Source organism: Herbiconiux gentiana (assembly GCF_024978135.1).
Classification (GTDB): Bacteria; Actinomycetota; Actinomycetes; order Actinomycetales; family Microbacteriaceae; genus Herbiconiux; species Herbiconiux gentiana.
Genome location: NZ_JANTEZ010000004.1, coordinates 154,193 through 178,772 on the forward strand (window position 1 = coordinate 154,193; position 24,580 = coordinate 178,772).

At 64.3% G+C, this 24,580-nt stretch carries 29 protein-coding genes, 1 tRNA gene and 1 other RNA gene; 19 read left to right on the forward strand and 12 right to left on the reverse strand.

Going from position 1 to position 24,580, the window contains the following annotated elements:
- Positions 1 to 21: 21 nt before the first annotated feature.
- Both NVV95_RS11130 and NVV95_RS11135 read right to left on the reverse strand, forming a co-directional pair.
- Entirely contained in the window at positions 22 to 1,200 is a 1,179-nt protein-coding gene (locus NVV95_RS11130; protein WP_259486616.1) for a tyrosine-type recombinase/integrase, read from the reverse strand.
- A complete protein-coding gene (locus NVV95_RS11135; protein WP_259486617.1) occupies positions 1,175 to 1,723 on the reverse strand; it encodes a helix-turn-helix transcriptional regulator in 549 nt (182 codons plus the stop codon). The genes NVV95_RS11130 and NVV95_RS11135 overlap by 26 nt, the downstream gene beginning before the upstream one ends.
- Before the next feature lie 86 nt (positions 1,724 to 1,809).
- Here NVV95_RS11135 and NVV95_RS11140 point away from each other — a divergent pair, with 86 nt between their 5' ends.
- From NVV95_RS11140 to NVV95_RS11190, 12 genes are all read left to right on the forward strand, one after another.
- Positions 1,810 to 1,992, forward strand: a complete 183-nt coding sequence (locus NVV95_RS11140; RefSeq protein ID WP_259486618.1) for a helix-turn-helix transcriptional regulator — start codon at positions 1,810 to 1,812, stop codon at positions 1,990 to 1,992.
- A 294-nt stretch (positions 1,993 to 2,286) separates the two neighbouring features.
- The gene (locus NVV95_RS11145) at positions 2,287 to 2,700 is read left to right on the forward strand and encodes a hypothetical protein (protein ID WP_259486619.1); all 414 of its coding nucleotides are present in this window, start codon (positions 2,287 to 2,289) and stop codon (positions 2,698 to 2,700) included.
- Positions 2,700 to 2,924 carry a helix-turn-helix domain-containing protein gene (locus NVV95_RS11150; protein ID WP_259486620.1) on the forward strand — a complete coding sequence of 75 codons (225 nt, stop codon included), beginning with the start codon at positions 2,700 to 2,702 and terminating at the stop codon, positions 2,922 to 2,924. The genes NVV95_RS11145 and NVV95_RS11150 overlap by 1 nt, the downstream gene beginning before the upstream one ends.
- Positions 2,921 to 3,118: a hypothetical protein gene (locus NVV95_RS11155; RefSeq protein ID WP_259486621.1), complete on the forward strand. Its 198-nt coding sequence runs from the start codon at positions 2,921 to 2,923 to the stop codon at positions 3,116 to 3,118. Before NVV95_RS11150 ends, NVV95_RS11155 begins: the two co-directional genes overlap by 4 nt.
- 627 nt (positions 3,119 to 3,745) lie before the next feature.
- Positions 3,746 to 4,150 (forward strand): helix-turn-helix domain-containing protein, encoded by a 405-nt coding sequence (locus NVV95_RS18485; RefSeq protein WP_375163812.1) that lies wholly within the window; start codon positions 3,746 to 3,748, stop codon positions 4,148 to 4,150.
- Entirely contained in the window at positions 4,147 to 4,683 is a 537-nt protein-coding gene (locus tag NVV95_RS11160) for a hypothetical protein (protein ID WP_259486622.1), read from the forward strand. Before NVV95_RS18485 ends, NVV95_RS11160 begins: the two co-directional genes overlap by 4 nt.
- 2 nt (positions 4,684 to 4,685) lie before the next feature.
- Positions 4,686 to 4,931 (forward strand): hypothetical protein, encoded by a 246-nt coding sequence (locus NVV95_RS11165; protein ID WP_259486623.1) that lies wholly within the window; start codon positions 4,686 to 4,688, stop codon positions 4,929 to 4,931.
- 155 nt (positions 4,932 to 5,086) lie between these two features.
- Complete coding sequence (locus NVV95_RS11170; RefSeq protein WP_259486624.1) at positions 5,087 to 5,434, forward strand: terminase; 348 nt, start codon at positions 5,087 to 5,089, stop codon at positions 5,432 to 5,434.
- Positions 5,431 to 5,652 (forward strand): hypothetical protein, encoded by a 222-nt coding sequence (locus NVV95_RS11175; RefSeq protein WP_259486625.1) that lies wholly within the window; start codon positions 5,431 to 5,433, stop codon positions 5,650 to 5,652. Before NVV95_RS11170 ends, NVV95_RS11175 begins: the two co-directional genes overlap by 4 nt.
- Before the next feature lie 55 nt (positions 5,653 to 5,707).
- Entirely contained in the window at positions 5,708 to 6,073 is a 366-nt protein-coding gene (locus NVV95_RS11180; RefSeq protein ID WP_259486626.1) for a hypothetical protein, read from the forward strand.
- A 143-nt stretch (positions 6,074 to 6,216) separates the two neighbouring features.
- Positions 6,217 to 9,000 (forward strand): phage tail tape measure protein, encoded by a 2,784-nt coding sequence (locus NVV95_RS11185; RefSeq protein ID WP_259486627.1) that lies wholly within the window; start codon positions 6,217 to 6,219, stop codon positions 8,998 to 9,000.
- A 203-nt stretch (positions 9,001 to 9,203) separates the two neighbouring features.
- The gene (locus tag NVV95_RS11190; RefSeq protein WP_259486628.1) at positions 9,204 to 9,674 is read left to right on the forward strand and encodes a hypothetical protein; all 471 of its coding nucleotides are present in this window, start codon (positions 9,204 to 9,206) and stop codon (positions 9,672 to 9,674) included.
- Here the strand turns inward: NVV95_RS11190 and NVV95_RS11195 are convergent.
- Together NVV95_RS11195 and NVV95_RS11200 are read right to left on the reverse strand one after the other, a co-directional pair.
- A complete protein-coding gene (locus tag NVV95_RS11195) occupies positions 9,671 to 9,973 on the reverse strand; it encodes a hypothetical protein (protein ID WP_259486629.1) in 303 nt (100 codons plus the stop codon). The two genes, NVV95_RS11190 and NVV95_RS11195, sit on opposite strands and share 4 nt — an antisense overlap.
- Positions 9,974 to 10,061: 88 nt before the next feature.
- Complete coding sequence (locus tag NVV95_RS11200; RefSeq protein WP_259486630.1) at positions 10,062 to 10,850, reverse strand: hypothetical protein; 789 nt, start codon at positions 10,848 to 10,850, stop codon at positions 10,062 to 10,064.
- A gap of 194 nt (positions 10,851 to 11,044) precedes the next feature.
- Between NVV95_RS11200 and NVV95_RS11205 the strand changes: the two genes are divergently transcribed.
- Positions 11,045 to 12,790 (forward strand): AAA family ATPase, encoded by a 1,746-nt coding sequence (locus NVV95_RS11205; RefSeq protein ID WP_259486631.1) that lies wholly within the window; start codon positions 11,045 to 11,047, stop codon positions 12,788 to 12,790.
- A 662-nt stretch (positions 12,791 to 13,452) separates the two neighbouring features.
- On the opposite strand, the gene NVV95_RS11210 is transcribed toward NVV95_RS11205, so the two are convergent.
- Positions 13,453 to 13,935 carry a hypothetical protein gene (locus NVV95_RS11210; protein WP_259486632.1) on the reverse strand — a complete coding sequence of 161 codons (483 nt, stop codon included), beginning with the start codon at positions 13,933 to 13,935 and terminating at the stop codon, positions 13,453 to 13,455.
- Between the two features lie 121 nt (positions 13,936 to 14,056).
- On the opposite strand from NVV95_RS11210, the gene NVV95_RS11215 reads away from it, so the two are divergent.
- Positions 14,057 to 14,272 (forward strand): hypothetical protein, encoded by a 216-nt coding sequence (locus tag NVV95_RS11215; RefSeq protein ID WP_259486633.1) that lies wholly within the window; start codon positions 14,057 to 14,059, stop codon positions 14,270 to 14,272.
- 406 nt (positions 14,273 to 14,678) lie between these two features.
- Here the strand turns inward: NVV95_RS11215 and NVV95_RS18515 are convergent, their stop codons facing one another.
- Together NVV95_RS18515 and ssrA are read right to left on the reverse strand one after the other, a co-directional pair.
- Positions 14,679 to 14,996, reverse strand: a complete 318-nt coding sequence (locus NVV95_RS18515; RefSeq protein ID WP_510732601.1) for a DUF1508 domain-containing protein — start codon at positions 14,994 to 14,996, stop codon at positions 14,679 to 14,681.
- A 207-nt stretch (positions 14,997 to 15,203) separates the two neighbouring features.
- Positions 15,204 to 15,602, reverse strand: a transfer-messenger RNA (tmRNA) gene (gene ssrA / locus NVV95_RS11220).
- Between the two features lie 124 nt (positions 15,603 to 15,726).
- On the opposite strand from ssrA, the gene NVV95_RS11225 reads away from it, so the two are divergent.
- Positions 15,727 to 16,410 carry an SIMPL domain-containing protein gene (locus NVV95_RS11225; RefSeq protein ID WP_259486634.1) on the forward strand — a complete coding sequence of 228 codons (684 nt, stop codon included), beginning with the start codon at positions 15,727 to 15,729 and terminating at the stop codon, positions 16,408 to 16,410.
- Positions 16,407 to 17,333: an oxidoreductase gene (locus NVV95_RS11230; protein ID WP_259486635.1), complete on the forward strand. Its 927-nt coding sequence runs from the start codon at positions 16,407 to 16,409 to the stop codon at positions 17,331 to 17,333. Before NVV95_RS11225 ends, NVV95_RS11230 begins: the two co-directional genes overlap by 4 nt.
- A gap of 63 nt (positions 17,334 to 17,396) precedes the next feature.
- Here the strand turns inward: NVV95_RS11230 and smpB are convergent, their stop codons facing one another.
- The 4 genes from smpB to prfB form a co-directional block, all read right to left on the reverse strand.
- Complete coding sequence (smpB, locus tag NVV95_RS11235; RefSeq protein WP_259486636.1) at positions 17,397 to 17,873, reverse strand: SsrA-binding protein SmpB; 477 nt, start codon at positions 17,871 to 17,873, stop codon at positions 17,397 to 17,399.
- 65 nt (positions 17,874 to 17,938) lie between these two features.
- Positions 17,939 to 18,853: a permease-like cell division protein FtsX gene (ftsX, locus tag NVV95_RS11240; protein ID WP_259486637.1), complete on the reverse strand. Its 915-nt coding sequence runs from the start codon at positions 18,851 to 18,853 to the stop codon at positions 17,939 to 17,941.
- Entirely contained in the window at positions 18,850 to 20,073 is a 1,224-nt protein-coding gene (ftsE, locus tag NVV95_RS11245; RefSeq protein ID WP_259486638.1) for a cell division ATP-binding protein FtsE, read from the reverse strand. Before ftsE ends, ftsX begins: the two co-directional genes overlap by 4 nt.
- 119 nt (positions 20,074 to 20,192) lie before the next feature.
- Positions 20,193 to 21,299 (reverse strand): peptide chain release factor 2, encoded by a 1,107-nt coding sequence (gene prfB / locus NVV95_RS11250; RefSeq protein ID WP_259486639.1) that lies wholly within the window; start codon positions 21,297 to 21,299, stop codon positions 20,193 to 20,195.
- Between the two features lie 54 nt (positions 21,300 to 21,353).
- Between prfB and NVV95_RS11255 the strand changes: the two genes are divergently transcribed.
- The 3 genes from NVV95_RS11255 to NVV95_RS11265 all read left to right on the forward strand — a co-directional run bounded on the left by NVV95_RS11255 (position 21,354) and on the right by NVV95_RS11265 (position 23,565).
- Entirely contained in the window at positions 21,354 to 22,622 is a 1,269-nt protein-coding gene (locus NVV95_RS11255) for an MFS transporter (protein ID WP_259486640.1), read from the forward strand.
- Positions 22,623 to 22,663: 41 nt separating this feature from the next.
- Positions 22,664 to 22,745 (forward strand) — tRNA-Leu (locus tag NVV95_RS11260).
- Positions 22,746 to 22,800: 55 nt separating this feature from the next.
- Entirely contained in the window at positions 22,801 to 23,565 is a 765-nt protein-coding gene (locus NVV95_RS11265) for a DedA family protein (protein ID WP_259486641.1), read from the forward strand.
- A gap of 28 nt (positions 23,566 to 23,593) precedes the next feature.
- Here NVV95_RS11265 and NVV95_RS11270 read toward each other — a convergent pair whose 3' ends face one another.
- Positions 23,594 to 24,535 (reverse strand): cation diffusion facilitator family transporter, encoded by a 942-nt coding sequence (locus tag NVV95_RS11270; protein WP_259486642.1) that lies wholly within the window; start codon positions 24,533 to 24,535, stop codon positions 23,594 to 23,596.
- Positions 24,536 to 24,580: the final 45 nt, after the last annotated feature.

The window sequence follows — 24,580 nt, forward strand, 5'->3', positions numbered from 1 at the left end:
CTAGGCCGCTTCAGTCCGCGCCTAGTCCGCAAGAGTGTCGGCCATGAGTCGCGAGAGAGCATCTTTCGCCCGCGAGTCGGGGCCACGGAACTGGGCCGCATAGACGTCGAGGGTGAGGCTCGGATTCTTGTGTCCGAGCTGGCGCTGCACGGTGACGACGTCGCATCCGGCTGCGATCATTCCGCCCGCCGCGTAGTGGCGGAGGTTGTGGAACTTGGTGTCGACGCCGGCTGCTCGGCGGGTGCGTGTCCACTCGGTCTCGAAAGCTCGGGGCCACATCGGTCCGACGCCACCGGGAGCTATGGGGAACGCGACGTCGGCGAGCCCCGCCGGAAGCACCCGCCCGGGCAGCAGCCATCCAACCTCACCGTACGTGCCGTGCACGCAGATGTGCTCGCGGATGCGTTCGACGAGCTGCTCGGGAACGAGCACGTCTCGGACGGATCCGTACTTGGGCGGGCGGATCTCGATCGCTGTCGAGACTGAGGCGTCGCGCTGCACTTGCCGGCGGACACGGAGCACTCCCCCGGCCTGGTCAACGTCGGCGGCGGTGAGGCCGCAGATCTCACCTAGCCTGAGGCCAGCGAACGCGGCAATTGCAATGGCGATGGCGAACGGGGTCCCCTCGGCGGTCGCGAGAAGCGCTGAGACGTCGTCAGAGGACGGGAAGGTTGGCCCGATCGAGTCGGGGGCGTCAGCGGCCGTTGAGCGGTTCCTGGTGAGCGCTGGACCTTTGACTCCGGTGGCGGGGTTGGAGGCGATGCGCTTGTCCAGCACGGCACCGTTGAAGATTGCCCCGAGGTGCATTAGCCGCGTCTTGACCGTTCGAGGCGCGAGCTTCCGGTCGACCATTGCCCGGACATAGGTCTCGACGTCGGCGCGGTGTATGGACTGAAGACGACGTCCGCGCATACCGCTGTCGTCGACCGCCAGACGCATCTGGCGATGTGTGGAGCTCTCCCAGTCCTTTCGAGCGGCCATCTCGTCGAAGTAGTCCCCGAGGGTGAGCCGTCCACGGTCGGGCGTGACGTACTGCCCAGTATGAACGGCAGTCGTGACCTGATCGAGCCAGTGCTGTGCGGAGTTCTCAGGGTCGCGTGGGTTGTTCTTGAACTTGAAGTGCCGGGCGTGTTCTTTGCCGTCCGCATCACGGTATCGGGCACGCCACTTACCGTCAGGGCGTTTCTGAATGCTCGACACGCCTTTTTCTCACCGCCTCGATGATCTCGGTGGTCTCAGCTATCGGGTCTATCGCCACGAACCGAGTCATGTTGTGACGAAGCATTTCCAAGATCGGCCGCGAGTCTTCATGGAGCGTTGACCCGTCGCCGAACAACTCTTCAAGGCGTTCTAGATCGTTCGAGACGCGCGCTTGCGCCTCGGCCATCTCTCGCGCTCCCTCTTTCAGCTTCACGTACGACCCCCTGCCGTGCTTGTGGTTCGACGCGGCAATCTGAATAAATTTCTCTCTCGAGTCTGGATGAATCAACAGACTGGTGCTTCTCCCGAAGATTTGGGCGAAGGCCTGCGCTTCCATCATGCGAACAGGGCGAGTTGCCTTCTCGATCCGCGAAATCGTGGATTGCGTGACATAGGCCAGGGACTGCTGCTGCATACGCTCGGCCAGGTCGGCTTGCGTCCACCCATTTTCCTCTCGCAATATCCGCACCTGCTCGGCAAAGCGGCGCTCGTCTCTGGACAGGGTGTTTTCTTCGGAAGGCACGCCGCAATCATATTCGCTAGAGATCCCAATCAAAATCGGCTATGCTCGATTGCGTACAGTCAATCTCAATCCTGAATGGAGATGTTGTGACCAAGCTCCTCACCTTGGCGGAAGCAGCCGAACGGCTGCGCAAATCGGAGGCTCAGATCCGATGGATGATTCACCGCGGGACCGCACCCGGTTCGGCACTGATCGGCGGGAGACGGATGTTCCGTGAAGATCAGATCGACGCCTGGATCGAGGCTCAGTTCGCCCGGGAGGCCTCTTAGACATGAGCTCCCCAATCCGAGCTGGCGAAGCCCTCGGATTCAACCCGCTGACTTACGCGGACCCGACGGGGGATGAGGTAGTGCGACGCCTTGACGGCGAAGTTCTCATCTCGTGGCCCGACGGATTCACGATCCGCCTCAACCAGTCCGACTCGGGGCCGCTCGTGCGAATCCTGACAAGTCTTTACACCTTCAGACAGTCCCGGCGCGGGCTCGTCTGGGGCTCAAAAAAGAAGGCCCCCGCGGACGAGGCGGGGGCTCAGTTCGAATCCAACAACCACGAGGGAGTCCGAAATGCTTGACACCATTGTCCCACAAGCGAAGAGCTCATTAAGTCTGCGCCAGGCGATTGCGGCTCAGATCCGCAATGAGTGCGGTGCGCATGGATGGAGCTGCATAGTTCTGGCTGAGATCCTGCAGGTTTCGGTCGGACGAGCTCGTGACCTTTACGCCGGGAGACGTCCAGCGTTACTGGAAGAGCTCGCGACGCTGTCGACGGCCGCCGACACGACCGTTGGTGAATTCGTGGAGGCAGCAGTCGACCGCAACGCAACTCCGCGACGTCGAATCTTTGCCGACACCACGATGACCGAGTTGGCGCAGATCGCCGGCTCTCTCGGCGTCACACCTGCCAGCCTGCTGAAGCAGCAAGGCTGGTGTGACGCCCCGTCAGCGTCGGTCCCGGCTTACCTCCGAGGCGACGCCTGATGTCCCTCTACGTGACGCGAGTCGAATTCGCGCCCAGGCTGATGACGCGCGAGCAGGCTGCCTATTACCTCAGCCTCAGCCTCCGTGATCTCGACGCACTGCGAGAGCAGAAGGATATTACGCCGAAGGGGCGCGGCCGCCGGGTGCTGTACGACAAGCAGGACTTAGACCGGATCGCCGACAGGATGCCCGAACGACCCGCTACGAGAGGACAGCGATCATGACGACGATCGAGACGAGAGCAGCAGGCGCGATCACCACGGAGACGGGGGCGCTCGAGGAGACGTCCCCTGTCGTCATCGTCAACCTATGCGGTGTTCAGGCTGACCTTTTCCCTGACGAGGCAGTCCGCCTCGCCGTGCGACTCATAGAGGCTGCAGCTCGCACGGAGCGGGAGGGCGAATCCGAATGGCCGTAGGTGCGGCGACGACTACTTGACCCCGAGGGGCCAGCGCGGAGCGATCCCGCTGGCCCCTCTCCTATGAAAGGAGGTGACTCCGATTGACAGATACACGACTACCCGCCCGGTGGCTCACTGACCCCATCATGGACGGCCTTAGTGACAAAGCGTGGCGGACCTTCACCGGCTCGCTTATGTGGTCGAACGAGGCGGGAACCGATGGGTCTATTCCAAGACGCGCGATGCGGTTTCTGCACCCTGAAGGGGTAGACGCTCGAACACTGGGTGAGCTCGTGGAGGCCGATCTCTGGCGACCCAATGGCGACGCGATCGTCGTACCCGATTGGGAACGGCGCATGGGTCAGGAGCTTGCGACCGTCGTCGAGGCGAGGCGAGAGAACAACAGACTCCGGCAACGGAAGGCGAGAGCCAAAGCCAAACCCTCCTTCCCTGTACCGGGTGACGTAACGCGTGACGTAACGGGCTCGACGGAGGACAGGACAGGCGAGGAAAGGACAGGACAGGACAGGCAATTAGGCGAGCGCGAAGAAGCAAACGATGGGCGGGTAATCGACTGGCCAACGGCGACGCCCGGAAGGAAGGAAGCCAGTTGATGCCTAGTGCGTGGGCGGGAGGACATCGACGATGCCAGCGCGGGAACCAGAGTCATACCTTCACGGCGGCTCAGCCCCGGTAGTGGTGGTCCCTGCACGAGTCGCAGCCTGGCTCTACCGGACGTGCGACCTCGACCGCCACCGCATAGATGTGCGGGGCGCTGACGCGGAGATCAGCAACGTGCTCGTCGCGCTGAAGGTCGCCGGCCTCAGCTGGGTCGCTTCCGCAACCGGAACCCAGCCTGCAACCAAGGCGGAAGCCGAGCGAACATCAACATCAGTAGGCACCGCAACCGCAGCTCAACTGCTCCACATCACACCCCGAGCAGTACGACTCGCGATCGCAGAACACCGCCTCACCGCAACACAGATCGACGGGAGATGGACTATCGCCCGCGAAGACCTCGAACACTACCGACAAAGGAGAACACCATGAGCCTTGAAGCACTTGACCAGCAGATCGAAGCAGTGCGAGCTCGAGCTAAGAGCCTTCAGAAGACCATCGGGGATGACCAGAAGGCGATCGAGAACAACCCCAACCTCTCACCCGAGGGCCGCAAAGCCGACCTCGCAGAGATGAAGGAAGCAGCGCGGTCGCGAATGGCATCGATTCGAGCCGAAGAGAACAAGCTCGCGACTGACAGGCGTGACTCGCTGCGCCGCACCGTGATGGGAACAGTCGGCTACGACTCGAGTTCCATCATCAGCTACCGAGACGCCCAGGACCGCGCCGCGAAGCTCGCCGACCGAGACGACGCCGCCCGAGTCATGGAACGCGCACTCACCAGCGGTGACAAGGCGCTCGCATCGGCAGTCGCCGAGGTCGCACTCGACCGCGGCTACCGCGACGTCTACAACTCCTACGCATCCGCCAACCCGGCCATCGCGGAAGCGGCGAAAGACCTCGCAGTCATGGAGCACTACTTCACATCCGGTGGCATGGCACGAGCCCTCGCCTACATGGTGTGACCGTGACCGGCACAGACAACACAACGGGCACCGTGACGATCGGACGGCACACGCTCACCCTTCCCGAGGAGCAGGCTCGAGCGCTGTTCCTCGCCGCCGGCTACGCATCTAAACGATCCGCAGCCCTCGTCATCAGCCCAGACATCACCACAGTGGTGAAACCCGGCACCGAAGTGAGCATCACCATCACCGGCGGATTCACGGAAGAGCACGACCCAACACGCGCTGGTGTGATGAGACGCATGTGACCACCAATCACGACGATGCAGGCACCCAGGGGGGACCCACCCCAAACCGGCTCCTCCCGCCCCTCCGGGTGTAGGCGACGTACGTCTCCGGAGGCTGGATCAATCGCCCTATTGGGTCGTGAGGGCCTGTATGAGCCCCGGAAAGGATAGGAACAATGACGAAGGCGAAGCCCCCTGTGGGGCTCAGGCTGGGCGGCAGACGCCTCTGGAAGCAGGTGATGGATGACTTCGAGCTGGACGAGCACGAGAGGTCTGTACTGCTGCAGGCTTGCCGCATTGCGGACACGCTTGATCGTTTGCAGAAGGTAATAGATGACGGTGATGTGGTCGTTGCCTCCCCTCAAGGTATGAAGGCAAACCCCGCAATTGTTGAGTTTCGGCAGCAGGCCGTGACTCTCGCGAAATGCATGGCATCGCTTCGCATCCCGATGGGTGAGGAGGAGTCGGCCGGCAGGAAGCCTCAGCAGCGTGTGGGTGTTCGGCGGGCGAGCGCGGCGACATGAGGCGGCGCGAGAAGGTCGCGAAGAACGGCGGTCTGCCGGCTCGTCTGGCTGTGTTCGATCAGGAGCGGTGGGAGGGCCGCGACGACGCCGAACGTTACGCCCAGTGGATGCGCGCCCGCAACGCGTGGGCTGAGGCCCGCGGCATTGAAGTTCTGCCTGGCGATGATGAGGCGTGGGCTGCCTTCCCGGATGGGGTGTTCCGCCCAGAGGACATCTAGCCCACAATCCTGGTGAGTCAAACGACTCACCTGCCCCGGCGAGACAAGGAGAGACGTGACAGACCAAGACCAACCGGACAAGCCGCTTACGTGGATCGTGGGGAGCGATGGTGAAGAGATCCTGATCGACAAGGAGCGCTTTGATGCGGACGTGAAACGGATCTCGGCCGGCTTGCTGCTTGCCTTCGATGAAAGCAAGCGCAAGCACCTTGCGAGCCAGTATTTGGCGGAGATTCACGTCGCGCAGAAGTCGCCTGACTACACGCGGGTTGTCCTGCATGAGTCGTTGAAGTTGATGTCTTTCTACCTCGCGGAGGAGGCGAATACGTTCCAGATGCCGATCATCCTCAAGAACATCAACCACCTCCTACTCATGTACCGGCGAGTCCGCCCCGACGAGAACGGCGTTATTCCTCAGTAGGTAACCCTCGCCGCTCTGAGAGTGGGGAATTTCCCCATTCTTCCGCCCCGACACCCAACACCGGGTGTTGGGGCTTTCTTTTGCCCATCCGATGTATTCAAACCCGTATTTCAAAACGAATTCAAACACAAGGAGTGACCCCCATGGCCGATCGCGTCGTGAAAGTAACCCTCTCCGCTCAGGTGAGCAACTACCTGGCTGCTATGGAGCAGGCCCGAAAGAAGACTGTCGACTTCGCCGATTCAGCAAACAAGGAGATCGGAAAAAGCTCCACAAGTATTCGCGAGCTGAGCGGCGGCATGCTCGCCATCGGTGCTGCTGCGGGCGCTGGCGTCGCCCTGGCCGTGAAGAAGTTCGCTGACTTTGATCAGCAGCTCTCAGCGGTGAAGGCCGCAACACACGAGTCCGCCGAAAACATGGATCTACTGCGCGACGCCGCGCTCAGAGCGGGGGCATCGACGGTCTATTCCGCGACGGAGGCCGCTCAGTCGATCGAGGAACTTTCGAAGGCTGGTATCTCAACCGCTGACGTTCTTGACGGAGGGCTGACCGGAGCGCTCGACCTCGCGGCAGCGGGAAACCTGGAAGTTGCTGACGCTGCGGGTATCGCGGCGACGGCTCTGCAGACCTTCGGGCTGAAGGGTTCGGACGTCTCTCACGTCGCCGACTTACTTGCCGCCGGTGCGGGCAAGGCGATGGGTGACGTAACCGATCTCGCCGCCGCGCTAAACCAGGGCGGTTTGGTTGCCCAGCAGACGGGCCTCTCGATCGAAGAGACTACCGCCGCGCTTGCTGCATTCGCCTCTAAGGGCCTGCTGGGGTCTGACGCTGGTACGTCGTTCAAGACGATGCTGCAGTCTCTTACGCCGTCGTCCGCGGAGGCGCGAGAGGCGATGGAAAAGTACAACCTGACCGCCTACGACGCACAGGGCCAGTTCATCGGGCTCGAGGCGTATGCCGGGAAGCTCAAGGACGGTCTCAGCGGTCTGACGACTGAGCAGCAGAACGCGACCCTCAAGACGATCTTTGGAGCGGATGCGGTTCGGGCGGCGTCGGTTCTGTACCAAGAGGGTTCCGAAGGCATCAGAGAGTGGACGGAGGCCGTCAATGATCAGGGCTATGCCGCGGAGACTGCCGCGACACGACTCGACAACCTGAACGGTGACATTGAGGCTCTGGGCGGTGCCCTCGATACTGCGCTCATCGAAACGGGGTCGAGCGCGAACGACGTTCTCCGTGATCTCGTGCAGAACGTCACTGACGCCGTCGACGGGTTCAACGACCTCCCCGACCCGGTCAAGGACGCCATTCTCGGCGTTGCCGGCTTCACCGCGGGAGCCGGGCTGCTGGCCGGCGCTGCAGGGTTCGGTGTCGTCAAGCTGGCCGAGCTCCGCGACGCATTCACCACGATCACCACCCAGATGCCGATCACCGGGCGGGCACTGTCTGGGGTCGCGAATGTCCTCACCGGCCCGTGGGGACTCGCCATCGCCGCCGCAAGCGTTATCGGCCTTCAGTTCCTGCAGATCAACGCCGACCAGCAGCAGGCCGTAGATGACCTGTCCGCGTCTTTGGACGAGAACACCGGGGCGTTCACGAAGAACACCCGCCAGCTCGTCATCAACCAGCTTGAGGCAGACGGCACCTTCAACCTGGCCCGCAAAGCAGGAATCGGCCTGGACATCGCAACTGACGCTGCGCTCGGGAACCGTGACGCCATGGCCCAAGTGGATGCCATCGCACAGAAGTACGCCGCCACAGTCAAAGACGGCGATTTCGACATCTTGGGAGACATCAACCAGGACCAGTACCAGACCCTCACGGATCGGCTGAGCGGTCAGAACGAGAAGCTGTCCGAGGCTCAGGCGCAGTGGCGGGACAACAAGGAGGCAATGGGTGACGCCGGCGAAACCGCCGACGACACCGCCATAGCGATCGAGGGTGTCGGAACCGTTTCGCAGAAGGCCGCGGACGACATCAACGCCCTCGCCGATCAGATCCTAGGGTTCGGAAAAGCGAACCTCGATACTCGCGATGCGACCCGGCAGTTCGAGCAGGCAATTGATGACATCGAAGAGGCGATGGGTGCAGAGGGCTGGACCGCGACCCTTGACGACTCGGAAGCAGCCGGACGTGCCAATAACGAGATGCTGGACAGCCTCGCATCATCCACGCTGGCCCTGTCGTCAGCGATCGTCACTCAGACCGGAGACACCGAGGCAGCGCGGGACGCGATGGAGAAGGGTCGAGCGGAATTCATTAGCACCGCCACCGAGATGGGGCTCACCGAGGACGCGGCCAAGGCACTCGCCGATCAGGTTGGGCTCATCCCGACCGACGTCGTGACAAACGTGACCCTGACCGGTGCCGAAACGATGAGCGACAGGATCGCCTCCATCGTTTCGTTCTGGGAGGCCCGCGGAATCAACATCCCCGCCTATGTCATCCGACAGGACGAAGCTGCAGCGAATCGAGGTCCAGACGGGTACGCGACGGGCGGGCCGATTTATGGCCCCGGTTCCGGCACCTCCGACGACATCATCATTCGCGCATCCAACGGCGAGTACATGATTCGAGCGTCTGAGGCTAGTTCTCACCGAGCTCTGCTTGATGGGATCAATGGAGGCTTGGGAGCTGTCGGGTTGGCTTCCCTCGCCGCCCAGGACGCCGCGACGAATGGTCTTTACCCGTCCACCTCGATGGACCTGGCCTCAGCCGCCGAGATCTACGGCGTCAACGACGCCGCACTCAGGTACGGAACGCCAGTGCAGCCCACCTACGTGACTGCGGGAGGTGCGGCCGCGGGCAGTGGTAGCAACGTCACGTTCAATCAGACGATCAATCCATCTACGGCGATGTCGGAGGAACTAATTGGCCGGTCGGCCGCCGCCTATGCAACCAGGAAACTGCGGGGACGGATGGCATGAAATCAGGCGGGGGGTGTGTCCACCTTGGGCGGACACTTCTCCCGACCTGCATGCCGCAATCCCTCTGCCACTGCTTGCACAATCGGGTCATGCGATGAGTACGGCCCATCTCTTTAGGACAAGCAGAGTCGTCAGTTCAAGCTGAGCGGCCGTCGCGCCCGCGATGTGGGAGTTGAAGTGTTAGCTCGCAGTAGGATCCCCTCATGCGCATCGCGAACGCTCTAGCAGCGGAATCCGTGAACGTAGCGGTGCCGCCGGAGTTCTGGTGGGGTCTCATCGGATCACTTCTCGTTGGCCTCGCAGGGTCGCGAGTTATCAGTGCCCTAGTCAACAACTCGTGGAAGTCCAGTTCCAGGCGGAGAACTAACAACCGCAAAGATGCGAGTGCCACCCTGGAAGCTTTGCGCCGTGGTCGAAACGCGTATCGAAAGTACGGCAGCGGGGGTAAGGCTGTGGATTCCAAGAGGGATGCGCATTTAGATGAGATCTACACCGACATCATCATCTCGGCCGCTCGCACTACCGACGCAGAGGTAGTGGAGCTCGCCAAAAAATACATCGAGGTCGGCCAAAAGTACGCCTCAAAGGACGTCTTCACCAGCACCGAACACGAGGAAGTTGCATTCATCGCGGTGGTGGAACGTATCCGCGAATTCTCACGGAAGAAAAACTAGAACAGAGCGACGTCTTGCTGCGTTCCCAGCCGAACGCTGTCAAGCTTCCGACGGGCCGCTGCGTTCTTGATGTCGTTCTCGAAACGGCCGGGTGTTCCGACCAGGATAATGTCCCCGGCATGACGAGCAGAGAGCTGCTTCAGCAACTCATCGGCGAATGAGATCGTCGATGTCGCGAGGCTTCGGCCAAGGATGTATACGTCTGCGCCAGCGAGTTCCACTGGAATCTGCTTTTGCTCGAGTAGCTCAGTTGCAGCTTCCCGGGTTCCCACAAGGCGCGGTAGCTCAATCTTGAACATGATCACGACCCTTACCAACAAATAAAGGCACTGTCAAATAGTGCCACGTTTATTATCTCACACCATAGTGTGACGCCTTCCCTGGACGCTACTTGATTGGAACGAACCCGTGGATGAGCACTCCTTGCACTGACCGTTCGAAGTCTCTCCTGACCGGCCCGGTGGGACTCTCTATGTGAAACCCCGTGCCGGAGGTTATCGCGATGTTGCCACCAATAGCGACTAGCCCATCGGTCATGTCTCGAACGCCATAGCCCCTGCCGTCTTCGTCGATGGCTGACACGCCCTCTTCGAGTGCCAGCTGGATTGCGGAAAGATCGTCTGTCGCACCCTTATGCGCGAGAGATGCTCGGAGCCCCCGTCCCGCATCTCCAATTGCGAACCGAAATCTAGTCTTGTTGTGCGTCATTTGGGCGGCGAAGTAGCCGACGTTGCGTCCAGAGTGATACTGAACGTTGTTTCCCGCTTCGCATACGCAGACGTAGAGCGACGCCGCCAGGTCTTCGTCGATGCGTTCGCACAATCCGTGAAGTTGTGCTCCAAGATCTGCCACTTCCGCGGAGTTAGAAAATAGGGTCAGCTCAGCTAAGGCGTTCCCAACATTGTGCTCGCGCACGTGAGGCAGGTCGTGAGGTACTCCGAGGTCAGTCAGGAACTGTCCGAGTCGCATGCGGGCAAGGTAATTCGATACATCACCGCTCTGGGGACGGATGAACACGGGATCGACACCCTGCTGCACTATTCGATCAATTTCCATGGCGACTAGAACGGTCGACCCAGGGGTAATGAATGTCACGCGAGTCAGGTCGACGATGTTGGAGTCATCTAAGTAGGAAGGGCCGGAGTGTGTTCCGTTGCCAAAGAGCTTGATGCCCAACTTCCCACCTCCTGAATTTATTCGACAACTATGGCATCCAGCGGCATCCGCGAGCGTCGCTAGTCGTGTTTGGCGCGAGTGAAACCGCCAATGAGTCCGCAGCGAAGGCGTGCCACACTTGCACCGTGATTAGTGGCTTGGGTCTGCGTGGGTACCGGAGTTTCCGCAGGGAAGACATTCAGCGGGTGGGGCCAATGTCGAAGCTCCACCTCCTGGTGGGGCAGAACAATAGCGGCAAGTCAAATGTTCTAAGAGTTGCCCAGAGGTATCTACCACTACTCCGGAAACAGGAGTTTCGCCGTCCGACTGATCTTGATCTGCCGAACGACTACGACGGCAGCGTTGAATTCGCGCTCTCTATCTCTGCTGATGTTCGAGGTGCTTTGGAAACCAAGCTCAGAAGCGAAGAGATACCCGACCACCAATTACTGCAGCAGCTTCTGGAGCTTGATGCCTTGCTGTCGCTGCCGGCATTCCGACCTGTGGGCCCGCGGGGAGACCCTTGGTTCGACTTCGAGTCGGGCCCGGGGATGGGTAAGGAGCCTCTGGTTTCGTCAGCGCAGATGCAAACGGCCGCAGAGCAGTACAGCGCATATTGGAGTGAGCTCGACTACTCGGAGCGGCAAATGCGCCACGGCCTTGCTGCCCTGCTCGCTTCGTACAACGTCGGCACGAATCTCAACCAGGCCGCAAAGTTTCGAGCGTTGATTAGCCAGATCGCACGATCAATTCCTGTGCCGGCAGTTTCGACGATCGCCGCATTTCGCCAGATTCGCGACGCCGACGACGGGGTCATTGATCACAGCGGGATCGGCTTAATCAAGCGCTTGGCGCGCCTAGAGAACCCCCTCCTCGATGGTTACGAGGAAAACGCCGAAAAGTTTGAAGCTATAAATCGCTTCACGCGTATAGTCCTCGAGGATCCGACGGCCCGACTCCGCGTACCAGCTACTCAGGACGACATCCTGGTCCAAAGCCGAGGCCGGGTCCTGCCCTTGGACAGTCTAGGAACGGGCGTTCACGAGGTCATCATTCTGGCAGTTGCGGCCACGATTCTTGATGGCGAACTGGTCTGTATTGAGGAGCCGGAGGTCCACCTGCACCCTCTGATGCAGAAACGTCTTCTGCGTTACTTAGCGACCGAAACCTCGAATCACTACCTGATCGCCACCCACTCGGCTCACATACTCGATTCGAGCATCGCCTCTATATCTCACGTGCAACTCGAATCTGGCGGCTCGACTATTGACGCAGCAGTTTCGCCGACGGATGTTTGGAAGATTGCCACCGATCTCGGGTTCCGAGCCTCGGACATTGTGCAATCGAACGCCGTCATCTGGGTCGAGGGGCCCTCGGATCGGATCTACTTGGAGTTCTGGCTGCGCACCGTCGATCCACACCTAACTGAAGGTGTGCACTACTCGATCATGTTTTACGGAGGCAGGTTGCTTTCCCAGCTCGACGCAAGCCAGCGCGAAATTACCGAATTCATCTCTCTACGACGGTTGAATCGCAATCTGGTCGTTCTAATCGACAGCGACAAGAAGTCTCCCCGAGCGCCGCTAAACGCAACGAAGCGTCGGATCGTTGAGGAGTTCGAGGATTCTGCCGGCGGTTTCGCCTGGGTTACCGCTGGCCGTGAGATCGAGAATTATGTGCCGGCCGAATTGCTGAACGCGGCGTTTGAAGCCACTCACCCATCCAGGGCGGCCACTTGGGATGGTGGGCGGTACTCGAAGCCCCTCGAGGGTGCGCCAATTCTCAGCGGTTCGCCGGACAAGAACGCAATTGCGCACTTTGCAGTCGAGCACTGGAGTTATCGAGAGCCGACATTAGATCTGAAGAAGCAGATCCGCCGTCTAGCGTCCGAGCTGCGAAGAGTGAATGATCTGCCGAAGGTCGATTACAAAGGACCTTTCGTCGCCGTGCCAACTTCGTGATCGGAACTGGAGAGCCGTGCCGCCTTCTGCCTTATCGCCCGGTGTTAGTCCCAGATAGACGGTTCTGGTGGGCGCGTCTCGCTGACCCGCGACTGACGCAATTTTCCCAGGCGAGATCGGCCAGCACCTTCGGATCCTGGTGGTATCCGACCAGCCTGCGTCCGCTCGAGCTTGGCGACCAGGTAACCAGTCGGTACCAAATGACCGTGTGTTTGTCGGCACCGAATGTGAGTTCGCGAATGACACCGTACGGCTGGTCGCCTTCCCGATCGTAGGCAGCGCCTCCGACAACCCGCCAAAATGCCTATACGGTCACTGACAGTCGGTGCCGAGGGAGACGACAGTGCGGCATTCGATGGAAGGTATGACACCGGGGACATCTGGGCGTACCGAACAGGCGCGCGAGCCGCGCTAACACCGGCCTACCTACGAGCGATCGTCAACAAAAGGGTCGAGATTGAACATCTCGCGGAAGCGGCAAGGTCTCATGGGTGCCAGCAGGCCGGCTCAGATGCCACTGGACGGAGCGAGACGTCTTCCTGCAACGAAAGCTTCGCTGGGATGCGCTGGAGGCGGACGGCCCTGAGTCCCCGACGGGTAGACGATTTGCGTCCACGGGCAGCGCCGACTGACCCGAGTGCCCGGGACCGGTTGCGACTCGATTAGAGCAGCGGGAGGCTGCCAGAGACTGACGAATAGCCCGAAGCCGACATAGTCAGGGTCGCTACCGGTGGTGGCGACTGGTCGGGGTCGTTCTTACCGAGGATGAGCAGAAGTGGTCCGGCCGTGTCCCCTGCTGGGACCGATGCGTTGTAGACGAAGGTGTAGGACTCACCGGTGGGATCGTCAGGGCCGTAGTTCCAGGCGATGTCGCCGCTGAACCCGCTGAACCAGAACCCGTTCAACGGAAGGTAAGCCGTCAAAGCTCCGGCCGGGATAGCGGCAGCACCCTCGTTGGTCGCTCGGATCACGAAGCTGGTGCGGTTCTCGTAGGGGGACGGCGGGGATACCTCGAGCGACAACTGAGAGAGCGGGGCGCTCGCTGCCATCGCCGGCACTGCTGTGGCGGCGACGATGACCGGTGTTGCCCAGACAGCTCCGATCACAGTTCGACGGTTGATCGCGCGGGGCTCGTGCTTGGCCATGTTGGCAGACTACCTGTGATGGGCGGTCTCAGCGCGGACGCGTCCAGGTCAGGATGCTGTCGTCGTACCCCCAGAAATAGGGCCCTCCGGGTAGTGACGCTTCGGGTCTAGCCTGACCATCATGATCATGTTGGCCAGGGGCATCGAGGACGACCACTTCTGGGTTGTTCGAGAGCTGGATGGGGTCCTCGTCGAGACTCCCTGGAGGATCGAGCGTGAGACCGATGGGTATCGCCTTGGCCACGCGGATGACGCGGACTGGTCGCAGTTCGGTTACGAACTCGGTGCCTTTGAGACTCCGAATGAGGCAATCGAGCGGCTACAAGCGTTTGTTTAGACGGGGACCGCGGCGCATTGTGGGGATGCACCGCGGTCCCCGCTGCGTCAGAGCCTAGTGGTCAGTCGGGTGTGCACTCGGTGAGGCATGAGGCTTGGGAGGCACTTCTCTCAGGAGCTCCGACAATTGTTCGAGTTGGGAAAGCGGCACGATCAACCTGGGCGGGCCACTCCGTCCTCACGGATAGCGTGGCCTGTCGCCGAATCTGCCCACCTAGCGCTTAGGCTCCAACTGCGAAGGTCACGACGGGTCCCCTGCTCGGTCGTGACCTTCGTGCAAGTCGGTTCGGCCGCCGGGATCACTCTTCGCCCGACGGACGCCTTTAGGGCGTCTCAGCCAACTCACCCCGGATCTCTCCCACCACCCAAAAGTATCCGTCCTCGATTCCTCGGGCTAAGAACAGCACCTACGCGCCCGTGGCGTACCTGGCATTGTCGCGGACGTTGTCGGCTGCCCGTTGGGCCGAATATTGACTGCTGAAATCTTCCCCCGAACTGGCTACTTTGTCGCTTGATCGCCAAGCGACCCATCGCCAGTTCTGACCCGAGTCTTGATAGATCTCATATCGCGCAGTAGATGCTCCTGCCTTGAAGGCCGAGGCGGCTCGCTCCGCGTTACTTTTAGAGGCGAAGGTCTCGCCAGACCATGCGACCATCTCGCCATTACCCCCGTGGAGCCACCAAGAATTGCTCCCAGCTTGGTTCTCGCCTACTACAAATCGCATGCCCGTGATCTCCCCCTTGTATCGAGCATCGTTGCTCTGTGTCAGTCAGGGTAGGGCACTGCCGGGAGGCAACGAAAGTGGAACTTTGCTCGGTCCGCAGACAGTCCGCAGCGAAGGCAATACGACTCATATTGCTACAACTGCAGACAACCATTGTTCCGCGTGATTTAGAGGATCTCAATGGTCAACAACGTACGACAACGGCGCTGGTGGAGATGGGGGGAATTGAACCCCCGTCCACTACTGTGATTCCGCGCCTTCTACGGGTGTAGCCAGTACAGGCGTTCTGCTCGGCCCCGACCTTTGCTACTGGCACCTAGGTCGACGGGCCCAGTCACAGTTGAAGTCCCACGTGACCCTGAGACACAGTCACGCAGCAATCTCTCTAGATAATGCCGGAACCCGGGTAGAGAGCATTCCCGGACCGACAGTTGCTATTTAGCTAGGAAGGAAGACCTAGGCCGCGAGGGCGAAGGTGGCCTTCTTGGCCGCAACAGTGCTGTTTGAATTGGCACTTATGTTTTGCGGAGGGCGTTAACGAGATAACCCCGCATCCTCGGCCCGCTTCTCGCAGTTTCGCAGGCAGTGTCGAAACCGATCATCCCCGCGATGGGCCGTTGTCGTACGCTGTTGAGTTTCCAAATGCACCGGATGCTCATCCGCTGCAGCCCTCTAGTATACGTCGCCCTCGGCACGGTGCGCCACCAGGGTGATGGGCTAGCGTGAGGTCATGCCAGAGACCATCATCACCGTCGCCGGCACCGGCCGGCTGCGCCGCACCCCCGAGCGCGCGAAGGTGCGCATCGGCATCGGCTTCGAGGGCTCCAAGCGCGACAGCGTGCTCGCCGCCACCCGCGCCGCCCACGAGTCGGTGACCGGGTCGCTCGTGACCCTGCTGCACCCCGACGGCGGCCCCGTGATCGACTGGACGTCGGAGGACATCCGGGTCTGGGGCCAGCGCCCCTACAGCCCCGACGGCTCGCGGCTGCCCGTGGAGTTCCACAGCGCCGTGTTCGTCGACGCCGAGTTCGGCGACTTCGAGGCGCTGTCGGAGTGGATCGACGTCGTCTCGGCCGGCGACGGCATCGCGGTCGACGGCATCGAGTGGCGGCTCGCTCCCGAGACCGAGGCGGTGCTGCAGCGCGAGGTGCGCCAGGCGGCGATCCAGGATGCGCTGACCAAGGCCCGCGAGTACGCCGACGCCCTGGGCCTCGGCACGGTCACCGCGCTCTCGCTGAGCGACCCGGGCCTGCTGGACGACCCGGGAGCCGGCCCCTCGGGCGGCGGCCAGCCGCGCATGCTCGCCATGGCGAAGTCCGCCGGCGGCGGCGGCATCGAGCTTCGGCCGAGCGCCATCGTGATCGAGGCCTCGGTGCACGCGCGGTTCAGCGCCGCTTCCCCGGTCGCCCGATGACCGATGACCTCCGCGGCCGCCACGTCGTCGTCACCGGCGGCACCGGCGGGCTGGGCTACTGGGCGAGCGAGCAGCTCGCCGCGCGGGGCGCGAGCGTCGTCATCGCGGCCCGCTCGCCCGAGAAGGGGCAGGCCGCCCTGGCGTCGCTCGCCCGGCACGTTCCCGGAGCCGACGCGCGCTTCGTGCGCCTCGACCTCGCCGACCTCGCCTCGGTGGAGGCGGCCGCGGCCGAGCTGGCCGACCTCGCCCCGATCGACGCCCTGATCGCCAATGCGGGGGTGCTCTCGAGCGACGGCCGGCAGCTCACTGCCGACGGCTTCGAGTCGATGCTCGGCACCAACCTGCTCGGGCACGCCGCCCTCATCGGTCGGCTGCTGCCCCGGATGCTCGAGCAGCCCCGTTCGCCCGAGCACGGTGCGCCCCGCATCGTGAGCCTCGGATCGATCAGCCACGAGTTCTTCCGGCTCGACCTCGACGACCTGCAGAGCGAGCGCGGCCGGTTCCGGCAGTTCCGCACCTACGGGCGGTCGAAGCTCGCCGTGATGACGTTCGCCTTCGAGCTCGACCGGCGGCTGCGCGCGGCGGGGGCCGACGTGGTGAGCCTGGTCGCGCATCCGGGCTTCGCGCTCGACGAGCTCAGCCCGCGCCGCGACATCCTCCCGACGCCGAAGACCGCCGCAGCTCCGCTGCGCGCGGCTTACCGCTTGGGCGCACAGGGCAAGGACGCCGGGTCCCTGCCACTCGTGGCGGCGGCCGTCGATCCGTGGGCGGCCGGTGGCCAGTACTGGGGGCCCGACGGGTGGCGCCAGCTGAAGGGCCGCCCCGCGATCGTGGCCGCGAAGCCGTACGCGCGCGACCGTGCCGTCGCCGAACGGCTGTGGGCCGCCACGGAGGAGCTCACGGGCATCCGCTACCCGGTGTGAGCCGCGTGGCGCCGCACCCGAGGGCGCCGCGGGCACCCCGCACCCGGAGGGCGCCGCGAGGGGTCAGTCGCCGAGGTTGCGGCGGCCGGAGATGGCGCGGTCGGCCTCGCGCTTGTCCTGGCGCTCGCGCAGGGCCTGGCGCTTGTCGTACTCGCGCTTTCCCTTGGCGACCGCGATCTCGACCTTCGCGCGCCCGTCGAGGAAGTAGAGGCGCAGGGGCACGAGAGTGTACCCGCCCTCTTTGGTCTTGTGCGAGATCTTGATGATCTGCTCCTTGTGCAGGAGCAGCTTGCGCTTGCGCCGGGGCGGGTGGTTGTTCCAGGTGCCCTCGTTGTACTCGGGGATGTGCACCGCGTCGAGCCAGGCTTCCCCACCGTCGATGAAGGCGTAGCCGTCGACGAGCGAGGCGCGCCCGGCCCGCAGCGACTTGACCTCGGTGCCGGTGAGCACGAGGCCGGCCTCATAGGTGTCTTCGACGGTGTAGTCGTGGCGCGCCTTGCGGTTGGTCGCGACGACCTTCTCTCCGCGTTCGCGGGGCACGGGATCTCCTGGGGATCGAGGGACGTGGGGGTGTGCCGCACGCGGCAGCCCACCAGTCTACGCGGTCAGACCTTGAGGTAGCGCGTGATCGCGAACTTGGCCGAGAAGGCGGCCAGGATCGCGCCGAGCAGCAGCAGGATCGGGGCGACCAGGAGGGCGTCGCCGAGGCCGACGAACGAGGTGAACGGCAGCGCCGGAACCAGGAAGTCGCGCACGAAGAACTGCACGATCGCCACGATCGCGCCGGCCGCGAGAACCGATCCGATGAGCGCGGCGATCACCCCCTCGAGGATGAACGGCGTCTGGATGAACCTGTTCGACGCACCCACCAAACGCATGATGCCGAGCTCCCGGCGCCGCGAGAAGGCCGACAGCCGGATCGTCGTGGCGATCAGGAGCACCGCCGCCACGAGCATCAGCGCCGCGATGCCGATCGCGGTGTAGCTCGCCGCACTCAGGATAGAGAAGATCTGCTCGAGGTAGCTGCGCTGATCGGTCACGCTCTCGACACCCGGCAGCCCCGACAGGCTCTCGACCAGCACGTCGGACTGCGTCGGGTCGACCAGGTTCACCCAGTAGGTCTGGTTCAGGAGGTCGGCCGTGACGTATTCGGTGACCGGGTTGCCCGCGAACTGCTTCTGGAAGTTCTCGAAGGCCTGCTCGTGGTCCTCGAAGTAGAAGCGGTCGATGAAGGGCGCGAGCGTGGGCGACTCGAGCTGGCCCTGCACCGCGGCGATCTGATCGGGGGTCGCCTCGCCGCCGGCGCAGTTGTCGCCGCCGGAGGTGGCCGTGCACATGTAGACGGCGACCTGCGCCTTGTCGTACCAGAAGTTCTTCATCTGGCCGATCTGCATGTGCAGCAGGATGGCCACGCCCACGAAGGTGAGCGAGATGAAGGTCACCAGGATGACCGAGACGACCATCGAGACGTTGCGTCGGAGGCCGGTGCCGACCTCTCCGAGGATGAGTGCGAATCTCACGTCGTCGGCCCCACGTTCTGGTCGTTGGCCGGGTCGGCTGCGGCGCCGGGCGCCCGGAGGCCGAGCTTCTCGGCGAGGGTGAGCGACTCGGTGGCCGGGTCGCGGGGGTCGGGCTGGGCCGGTTGCGCGGCCAGCGACTGCGGAGGCATGGGCGGCGCGGCCTGGGCCGCCGGGGTCTGAGCCGACGGCGCGGCCGGGGCCGCCGGGCCGGCCGCGGCGGCGGCACGGTTCTGCCGCACCTGCTGGAGGGCCGCGGCCTGCTGGGCGGCCGCCTGCTGCTGGGCGGTGGCGCGCTGCTGACGGGCGGCCTGGTCCCGCGCATCCGTCGCCTGCTCGGGTGCGGGCGGAACCGTGACGCGCTCGCGCACCGGCTCGGCCTCGTCGGGACGCACCACGTGGGTGGCCGCGGTCGAGGGCATGGGCGGAACCTGACGCACCGGCGCCGTGTGCGGCTGGGCCGGACCGGTCGGGCGCACGAGCCCCTCCGAGAGGGCGATCTCGGCGGTGAGCCCGGAGTCCTGGAGGGCGATCTCGGCGGTCATGCCGTAGCCGCCCTGATCTTCGTCGCGCACGATCTGCCCGGTGACGAGCTCGACGACGCGGCGCTTCATGTGGTCGACGATCGCGTTGTCGTGGGTGGCCATGACCACCGTGGTGCCACCGGCGTTGATTCGCTCGAGCACGGTCATGATGCCGGCGCTGGTCGAGGGGTCGAGGTTTCCGGTGGGCTCGTCGGCCAGCAGGATGGCGGGCTTGTTCACCACCGCGCGGGCGATGGCCACACGCTGCTGCTCACCGCCCGAGAGCTCGTGCGGGAGGCGGTTCGCCTTCTCGGCGAGACCGACCATCTGCAGCACGTCGGGCACGGCCTCCTGGATGAACCCGCGGGACTTGCCGATGACCTGCAGCGTGAAGGCCACGTTGTCGAACACGTTCTTGCCGGGCAGCAGGCGGAAGTCCTGGAAGACGACGCCGAGGTTGCGACGGAAGTAGGGCACCTTACGGTTCGAGATGGCGTTCAGGTCCTGCCCGAGCACGTGGATGTTGCCACCCGTCGGCCGGTCCTCCTTCAGCACGAGGCGCAGGAAGCTGGACTTGCCCGAGCCCGAGGCGCCGACCAGGAACACGAACTCGCCCCGAAGGATTTCGAGGTCGATCGAGTCGAGTGCCGGTCGCTTGGTGCCCCGGTAGGTTTTGGATACGTGATCAAACCGAATCATGACGTGATGACTCTAAGCAGAGCCCCCGGTGATCGGTCGCCGCGACGCGCTGGACGCGCCGATTCATAGAATCCACACGAAGCGGGCGGGCGGACCCGCTCCGCCCGGCCCTCGGCGGCCTAGTCCTGCTTGCGCTTGCGCCAGCGGATGCCCGCATTGATGAACCCGTCGAGGTCGCCGTCGAACACCGCCGAGGGGTTGTTGACCTCGTGGTCGGTGCGCAGGTCTTTGACCATCTGGTAGGGCGCGAGCACGTAGCTGCGCATCTGGTCGCCCCAGCTCGCCGTGATGGTGCCGGCGAGCTCCTTCTTCTGGGCCGCCTCCTGCTCGCGCTGGATGAGCATCAGGCGCGACTGCAGCACGCGCATCGCGGCGGCGCGGTTCTGGATCTGGCTCTTCTCGTTCTGCATCGACACCACGGTGCCCGTGGGGAGGTGGGTGATGCGCACGGCGGAGTCGGTGGTGTTCACCGACTGGCCGCCGGGGCCGCTGGAACGGAAGACGTCGACGCGGATGTCGTTCTCGGGGATCTCGATCACCGCCGCCTCCTCCATCAGCGGGATGACCTCGACCGCGGCGAAGCTGGTCTGGCGCTTGCCGGCGGCACCGAACGGGCTCATCCGCACCAGGCGGTGCGTTCCGGCCTCGACGCTCAGCGTGCCGAAGGCGTAGGGGGCGTCGATCTCGAAGGTGGCCGACTTGATGCCCGCCTCCTCGGCGTAGCTCGTCTCCATCACGGTGCTCGAGTAGCCGTGCTTCTCGGCCCAGCGGAGGTACATGCGCATCAGCATCTCGGCGAAGTCAGAGGCGTCGACGCCACCCGCCCCGGCGCGGATGGTGATGACCGCGGGCCGCGGGTCGAACTCGCCGTTCAGCAGGGTCTGCACCTCGAGGTCGCCGAGCACTTTCTGCAGCGAGACGAGCTCGACCCGGGCCTCCTCGGCCGACTCCTCGTCGCCGGCCTCGTTCGCCAGCTCGATCAGCACCTCGAGGTCGTCGAGCCGCGAGTCGATCGACTCGATCTTCGCCAGCTCGCCCTGGCGGTGGCTGAGGGCGCTGGTGACCTTCTGCGCCTTCTCCGTGTCGTCCCAGAGATCGGGCGCCCCGGCCTCCTCACTGAGGCGGGCGATCTCGGTGCGGAGGCCGTCGACGTCGACAACCGTCCGGATGTCGGCGAAGGTGCTTCGCAGCTGGTTGATCTGGTCACTGAGGTCTAAGTCGAGCATTATGCCGCCAGTCTACCGGGCGGCCCGATCGTTAGCCGGGGTAAACTAACGAGGATGACCCAGGCACGCGGTGACGACACCTTCCGTTTCCGCTCGATCGCGCTCCCGGCCCTGCTCCCTTCCCTGCTGTTCGCGATCGGCGAGGGGGCCGTCATCCCGATCATCCCCGGCATCGCCCACTCCCTCGGCGCCGGCCTCGCGGGCGCCGGCCTGATCGCGGCCATGATCGTCGTCGGCCAGCTGGTCGGCGACATCCCGAGCGGCTGGCTGGTGTCGAGGATCGGCGAGCGACGCTCGATGATCGCCGCGGCCGGGCTCTCGCTCGTCTCGACGGTGCTGGCGCTGCTCGCACCGGGCACCGTGCTGTTCGGCATCGCCATCTTCCTGCTCGGGCTCTCGGCCGCGGTGTTCGCGCTCGCCAGGCAGGCGTTCATGACGAGCTTCGTCCCGGTGCGCATCCGGGCCCGTGCCCTGTCGACCCTCGGCGGCGCCTTCCGCGCGGGCTGGTTCGTCGGGCCGTTCATCGGCGGGGCCGTGATCGCGCTCACCGGCAGCGTCTGGTGGGCCTTCGCGGTGCACATCTCGTGCCTCGTGGCCGTCGTGGTCATCCTGCTCCGGATGCCCGACCCGACCGCTCACCTCACGCAGCCCGACGCCGGCCGAGTGCTCGTCGGCGCCGAGACGACGGGCCTGTTCCGCACCATCGCCGACAACCGCGGCGTGCTGCTGCGGGTGGGATCGGGAGCCGGCGTCGTGGGCGCCCTCCGGGCCAGCCGCATGGCCATCCTGCCGCTCTGGGCCGTGAGCATCGGCCTCTCCCCCTCCACCACCGCGCTCGTGATCGGCATCGGCGGCGCCGCCGACTTCGCGCTGTTCTACACCAGCGGCTGGATCATGGACCGCTTCGGCCGGCTGTGGAGCGTGGTGCCGTCGATACTCGGCATGGCTCTGGCACTCATCACCCTCTCGTTCACGCACGATCTCGGCAGTGCCGCGCAGTGGTTCGTCGTCATCGCCATCGTGATGGGTGTCGCGAACGGCGTCGGCAGCGGTATCATCATGACGCTCAGCGCCGATCTCGCGCCGCGCGAGAACCCGGCGCCCTTCCTCGGCGCCTTCCGATTCACCGCCGACGCCGGGGCGGCGCTCGCCCCGCTCGGGGTCTCGGCCGTGGTGGCCGTCGCGTCGCTGCCGCTCGCCACCGGGCTCGTCGGCGTGGTCGGCATCCTCGGCGCGGGGCTGCTCATCCGCGCCATCCCCCGCTACCTGCCCGCCGCCGGCCGCGCCGCGGCGCTCGAGGACGCACCGCCCGCCGCACGCTGACAAGCCGCCGACGACCCACCCCCTACACTGGATTTGCGTCTGCGGGAGTGGTGGAATTGGCAGACACGCAGGATTTAGGTTCCTGTGCTTTCGAGCGTGAGGGTTCAAGTCCCTTCTCCCGCACTCTCATCGATTTGCCGCCGGGCGGAGAGCCGCCCCGACGACTGGAGAACCGACCGTGATCGCCGCCGCACCCGCCGCCCTCATCCCCTGGCTCGACCCCAACACCCTGCTCAGCGGCGTCTTCGGGCCGGTGGCCCTGCTCGTCGTCTGCGCGATCGTGTTCGCCGAGACCGGCCTGCTCGTCGGCTTCCTGCTGCCGGGCGACACCCTCCTGTTCTTCACCGGCGTGCTCGCGGTGGGCGGCAAGTTCGGCATCGACATCTGGTGGGTCTGCCTCGCCATCTCGCTCGCCGCGTTCCTCGGCGGCGAGGTGGGCTACCTGATCGGTCACAAGCTCGGCCCGAAGGTCTTCGAGCGCAAGGAGTCGGGTCTGTTCAGCGTGCGCAACGTCGAGCGCACCAACGCGTTCTTCGAGCGCTTCGGTGCCCTCGCCGTGATCATGGCCCGCTTCGTGCCGATCGTGCGCACCTTCGCCCCCATCGCCGCCGGCGTCGGGCACATGAACTACAAGAAGTACTCGCTCTACAACGCCATCGGCGCCCTCATCTGGGGTTCCGGCATCGTGCTGCTCGGCTTCGCGCTCGGCCAGATCGAGCCGGTGCGCGAGTTCACCGAGAAGTACCTCGACGTCGTGCTGATCGCCGTGGTGGTGCTCACGGTCATCCCGACCGTGTTCCACTACATCCGCGAGTCCCGCAAGGCCAAGCGCGACGTGCTCGAGGCCGAGGCCGAGGAGGTCGAGATCACCGGGGCCGCCGAGAAGCTCACCCTCGAGCCCGAGGTCTTCGGCGGCGACGTCGACACGGCACCGAAGAGCTGACCTGTCGCCTCCCCCGGGGCGACCAGGCCTAGCGGTGCGGGTGCTCCTCGTGCCGGGCGTGCTCGACCGGCTCGAGCTGGAACGTCGAGTGCTCGACGTCGAAGTGCCCCTCGAGGCACTCCCCCAGCGAGTCGAGCAGCAGCCCGGTCTCGCCGCGCTCGAAGACGGCCGGCTCGACCACCACGTGCGCCGAGAACACGTAGCGACCCGAGGTGATGGCCCAGACGTGCACGTCGTGCACCTCGACCACCCCGGGCTCCGCCTTGATGTGCGAGCGGATGCCCGCCACGTCCATGCTCGGCGGAGTCGCCTGAGCCAGCACCTGCACCACGTCGCGCAGCAGCGTCACCGCACGCGGAACGATCATCGCGGCGATCGCGAGCGACGCGATGGCGTCGGCCTTGTCGAAGCCCGTCGTCAGGATGACGACGGCCGCGACGATGACGGCGATCGAGCCGAGCAGGTCGCCGAGCACCTCGAGGTACGCCCCGCGCATGTTGATCGAGGTCTTCGCTCCGCCGCGCAGCACCATCAGGGAGGCGAAATTCGCCACGAGCCCGACGGCCGCGACCGCGAGCATCAGCCCGCCCTGCACCTCCCCGGTCTCGCTCGAGAGCAGCCGGCCCACCGCTTCGACCGTGACGAACACCGCCACGACGATGAGGATGAGGCTGTTGATCAGCGCGCCGAACACCTCGGCCCGGTGGTAGCCGTAGCTCAGGCGCTCGTTCGCCGGACGGGCCGCCACCACCGTGGCGATCAGCGCCACGATCAGGCCGATCAGGTCGGACAGCATGTGCCCGGCGTCGGCGAACAGCGACAGCGACCCGGACAGCAGCGCACCGACGGTCTCGAGCACGAGCACCGTCGTGACGATTGCGATGGCGACGGTCAGGCGGCGACGGTTCGCGCCGGCGCCGTGCGAGTGACCGTGGGAGTGGCCCTCGGCAGTGCTGCGTGCATCCGTCATACCGACCACCGTAACCGCCCGGGAGCGGCCCGCGGGCGTGTTCGG

Coding starts and splice junctions, on each gene's coding strand:
- prfB (WP_259486639.1), bottom strand. CDS start 21,299: ATGCTCGACTTAGACCTCAGTGACCAGATCAACCAGCTGCGAAGCACC.
- NVV95_RS11170 (WP_259486624.1), top strand. CDS start 5,087: ATGACGAAGGCGAAGCCCCCTGTGGGGCTCAGGCTGGGCGGCAGACGC.
- NVV95_RS11175 (WP_259486625.1), top strand. CDS start 5,431: ATGAGGCGGCGCGAGAAGGTCGCGAAGAACGGCGGTCTGCCGGCTCGT.
- NVV95_RS11155 (WP_259486621.1), top strand. CDS start 2,921: ATGACGACGATCGAGACGAGAGCAGCAGGCGCGATCACCACGGAGACG.
- ftsE (WP_259486638.1), bottom strand. CDS start 20,073: ATGATTCGGTTTGATCACGTATCCAAAACCTACCGGGGCACCAAGCGA.
- NVV95_RS11230 (WP_259486635.1), top strand. CDS start 16,407: ATGACCGATGACCTCCGCGGCCGCCACGTCGTCGTCACCGGCGGCACC.
- NVV95_RS11145 (WP_259486619.1), top strand. CDS start 2,287: ATGCTTGACACCATTGTCCCACAAGCGAAGAGCTCATTAAGTCTGCGC.
- NVV95_RS11205 (WP_259486631.1), top strand. CDS start 11,045: ATGTCGAAGCTCCACCTCCTGGTGGGGCAGAACAATAGCGGCAAGTCA.
- NVV95_RS18515 (WP_510732601.1), bottom strand. CDS start 14,996: ATGCGATTTGTAGTAGGCGAGAACCAAGCTGGGAGCAATTCTTGGTGG.
- NVV95_RS11270 (WP_259486642.1), bottom strand. CDS start 24,535: ATGACGGATGCACGCAGCACTGCCGAGGGCCACTCCCACGGTCACTCG.
- NVV95_RS11190 (WP_259486628.1), top strand. CDS start 9,204: ATGCGCATCGCGAACGCTCTAGCAGCGGAATCCGTGAACGTAGCGGTG.
- NVV95_RS11225 (WP_259486634.1), top strand. CDS start 15,727: ATGCCAGAGACCATCATCACCGTCGCCGGCACCGGCCGGCTGCGCCGC.
- NVV95_RS11210 (WP_259486632.1), bottom strand. CDS start 13,935: ATGGCCAAGCACGAGCCCCGCGCGATCAACCGTCGAACTGTGATCGGA.
- NVV95_RS11150 (WP_259486620.1), top strand. CDS start 2,700: ATGTCCCTCTACGTGACGCGAGTCGAATTCGCGCCCAGGCTGATGACG.
- NVV95_RS11255 (WP_259486640.1), top strand. CDS start 21,354: ATGACCCAGGCACGCGGTGACGACACCTTCCGTTTCCGCTCGATCGCG.
- NVV95_RS11160 (WP_259486622.1), top strand. CDS start 4,147: ATGAGCCTTGAAGCACTTGACCAGCAGATCGAAGCAGTGCGAGCTCGA.
- NVV95_RS11215 (WP_259486633.1), top strand. CDS start 14,057: ATGATCATGTTGGCCAGGGGCATCGAGGACGACCACTTCTGGGTTGTT.
- NVV95_RS11195 (WP_259486629.1), bottom strand. CDS start 9,973: ATGTTCAAGATTGAGCTACCGCGCCTTGTGGGAACCCGGGAAGCTGCA.
- NVV95_RS11185 (WP_259486627.1), top strand. CDS start 6,217: ATGGCCGATCGCGTCGTGAAAGTAACCCTCTCCGCTCAGGTGAGCAAC.
- NVV95_RS18485 (WP_375163812.1), top strand. CDS start 3,746: ATGCCAGCGCGGGAACCAGAGTCATACCTTCACGGCGGCTCAGCCCCG.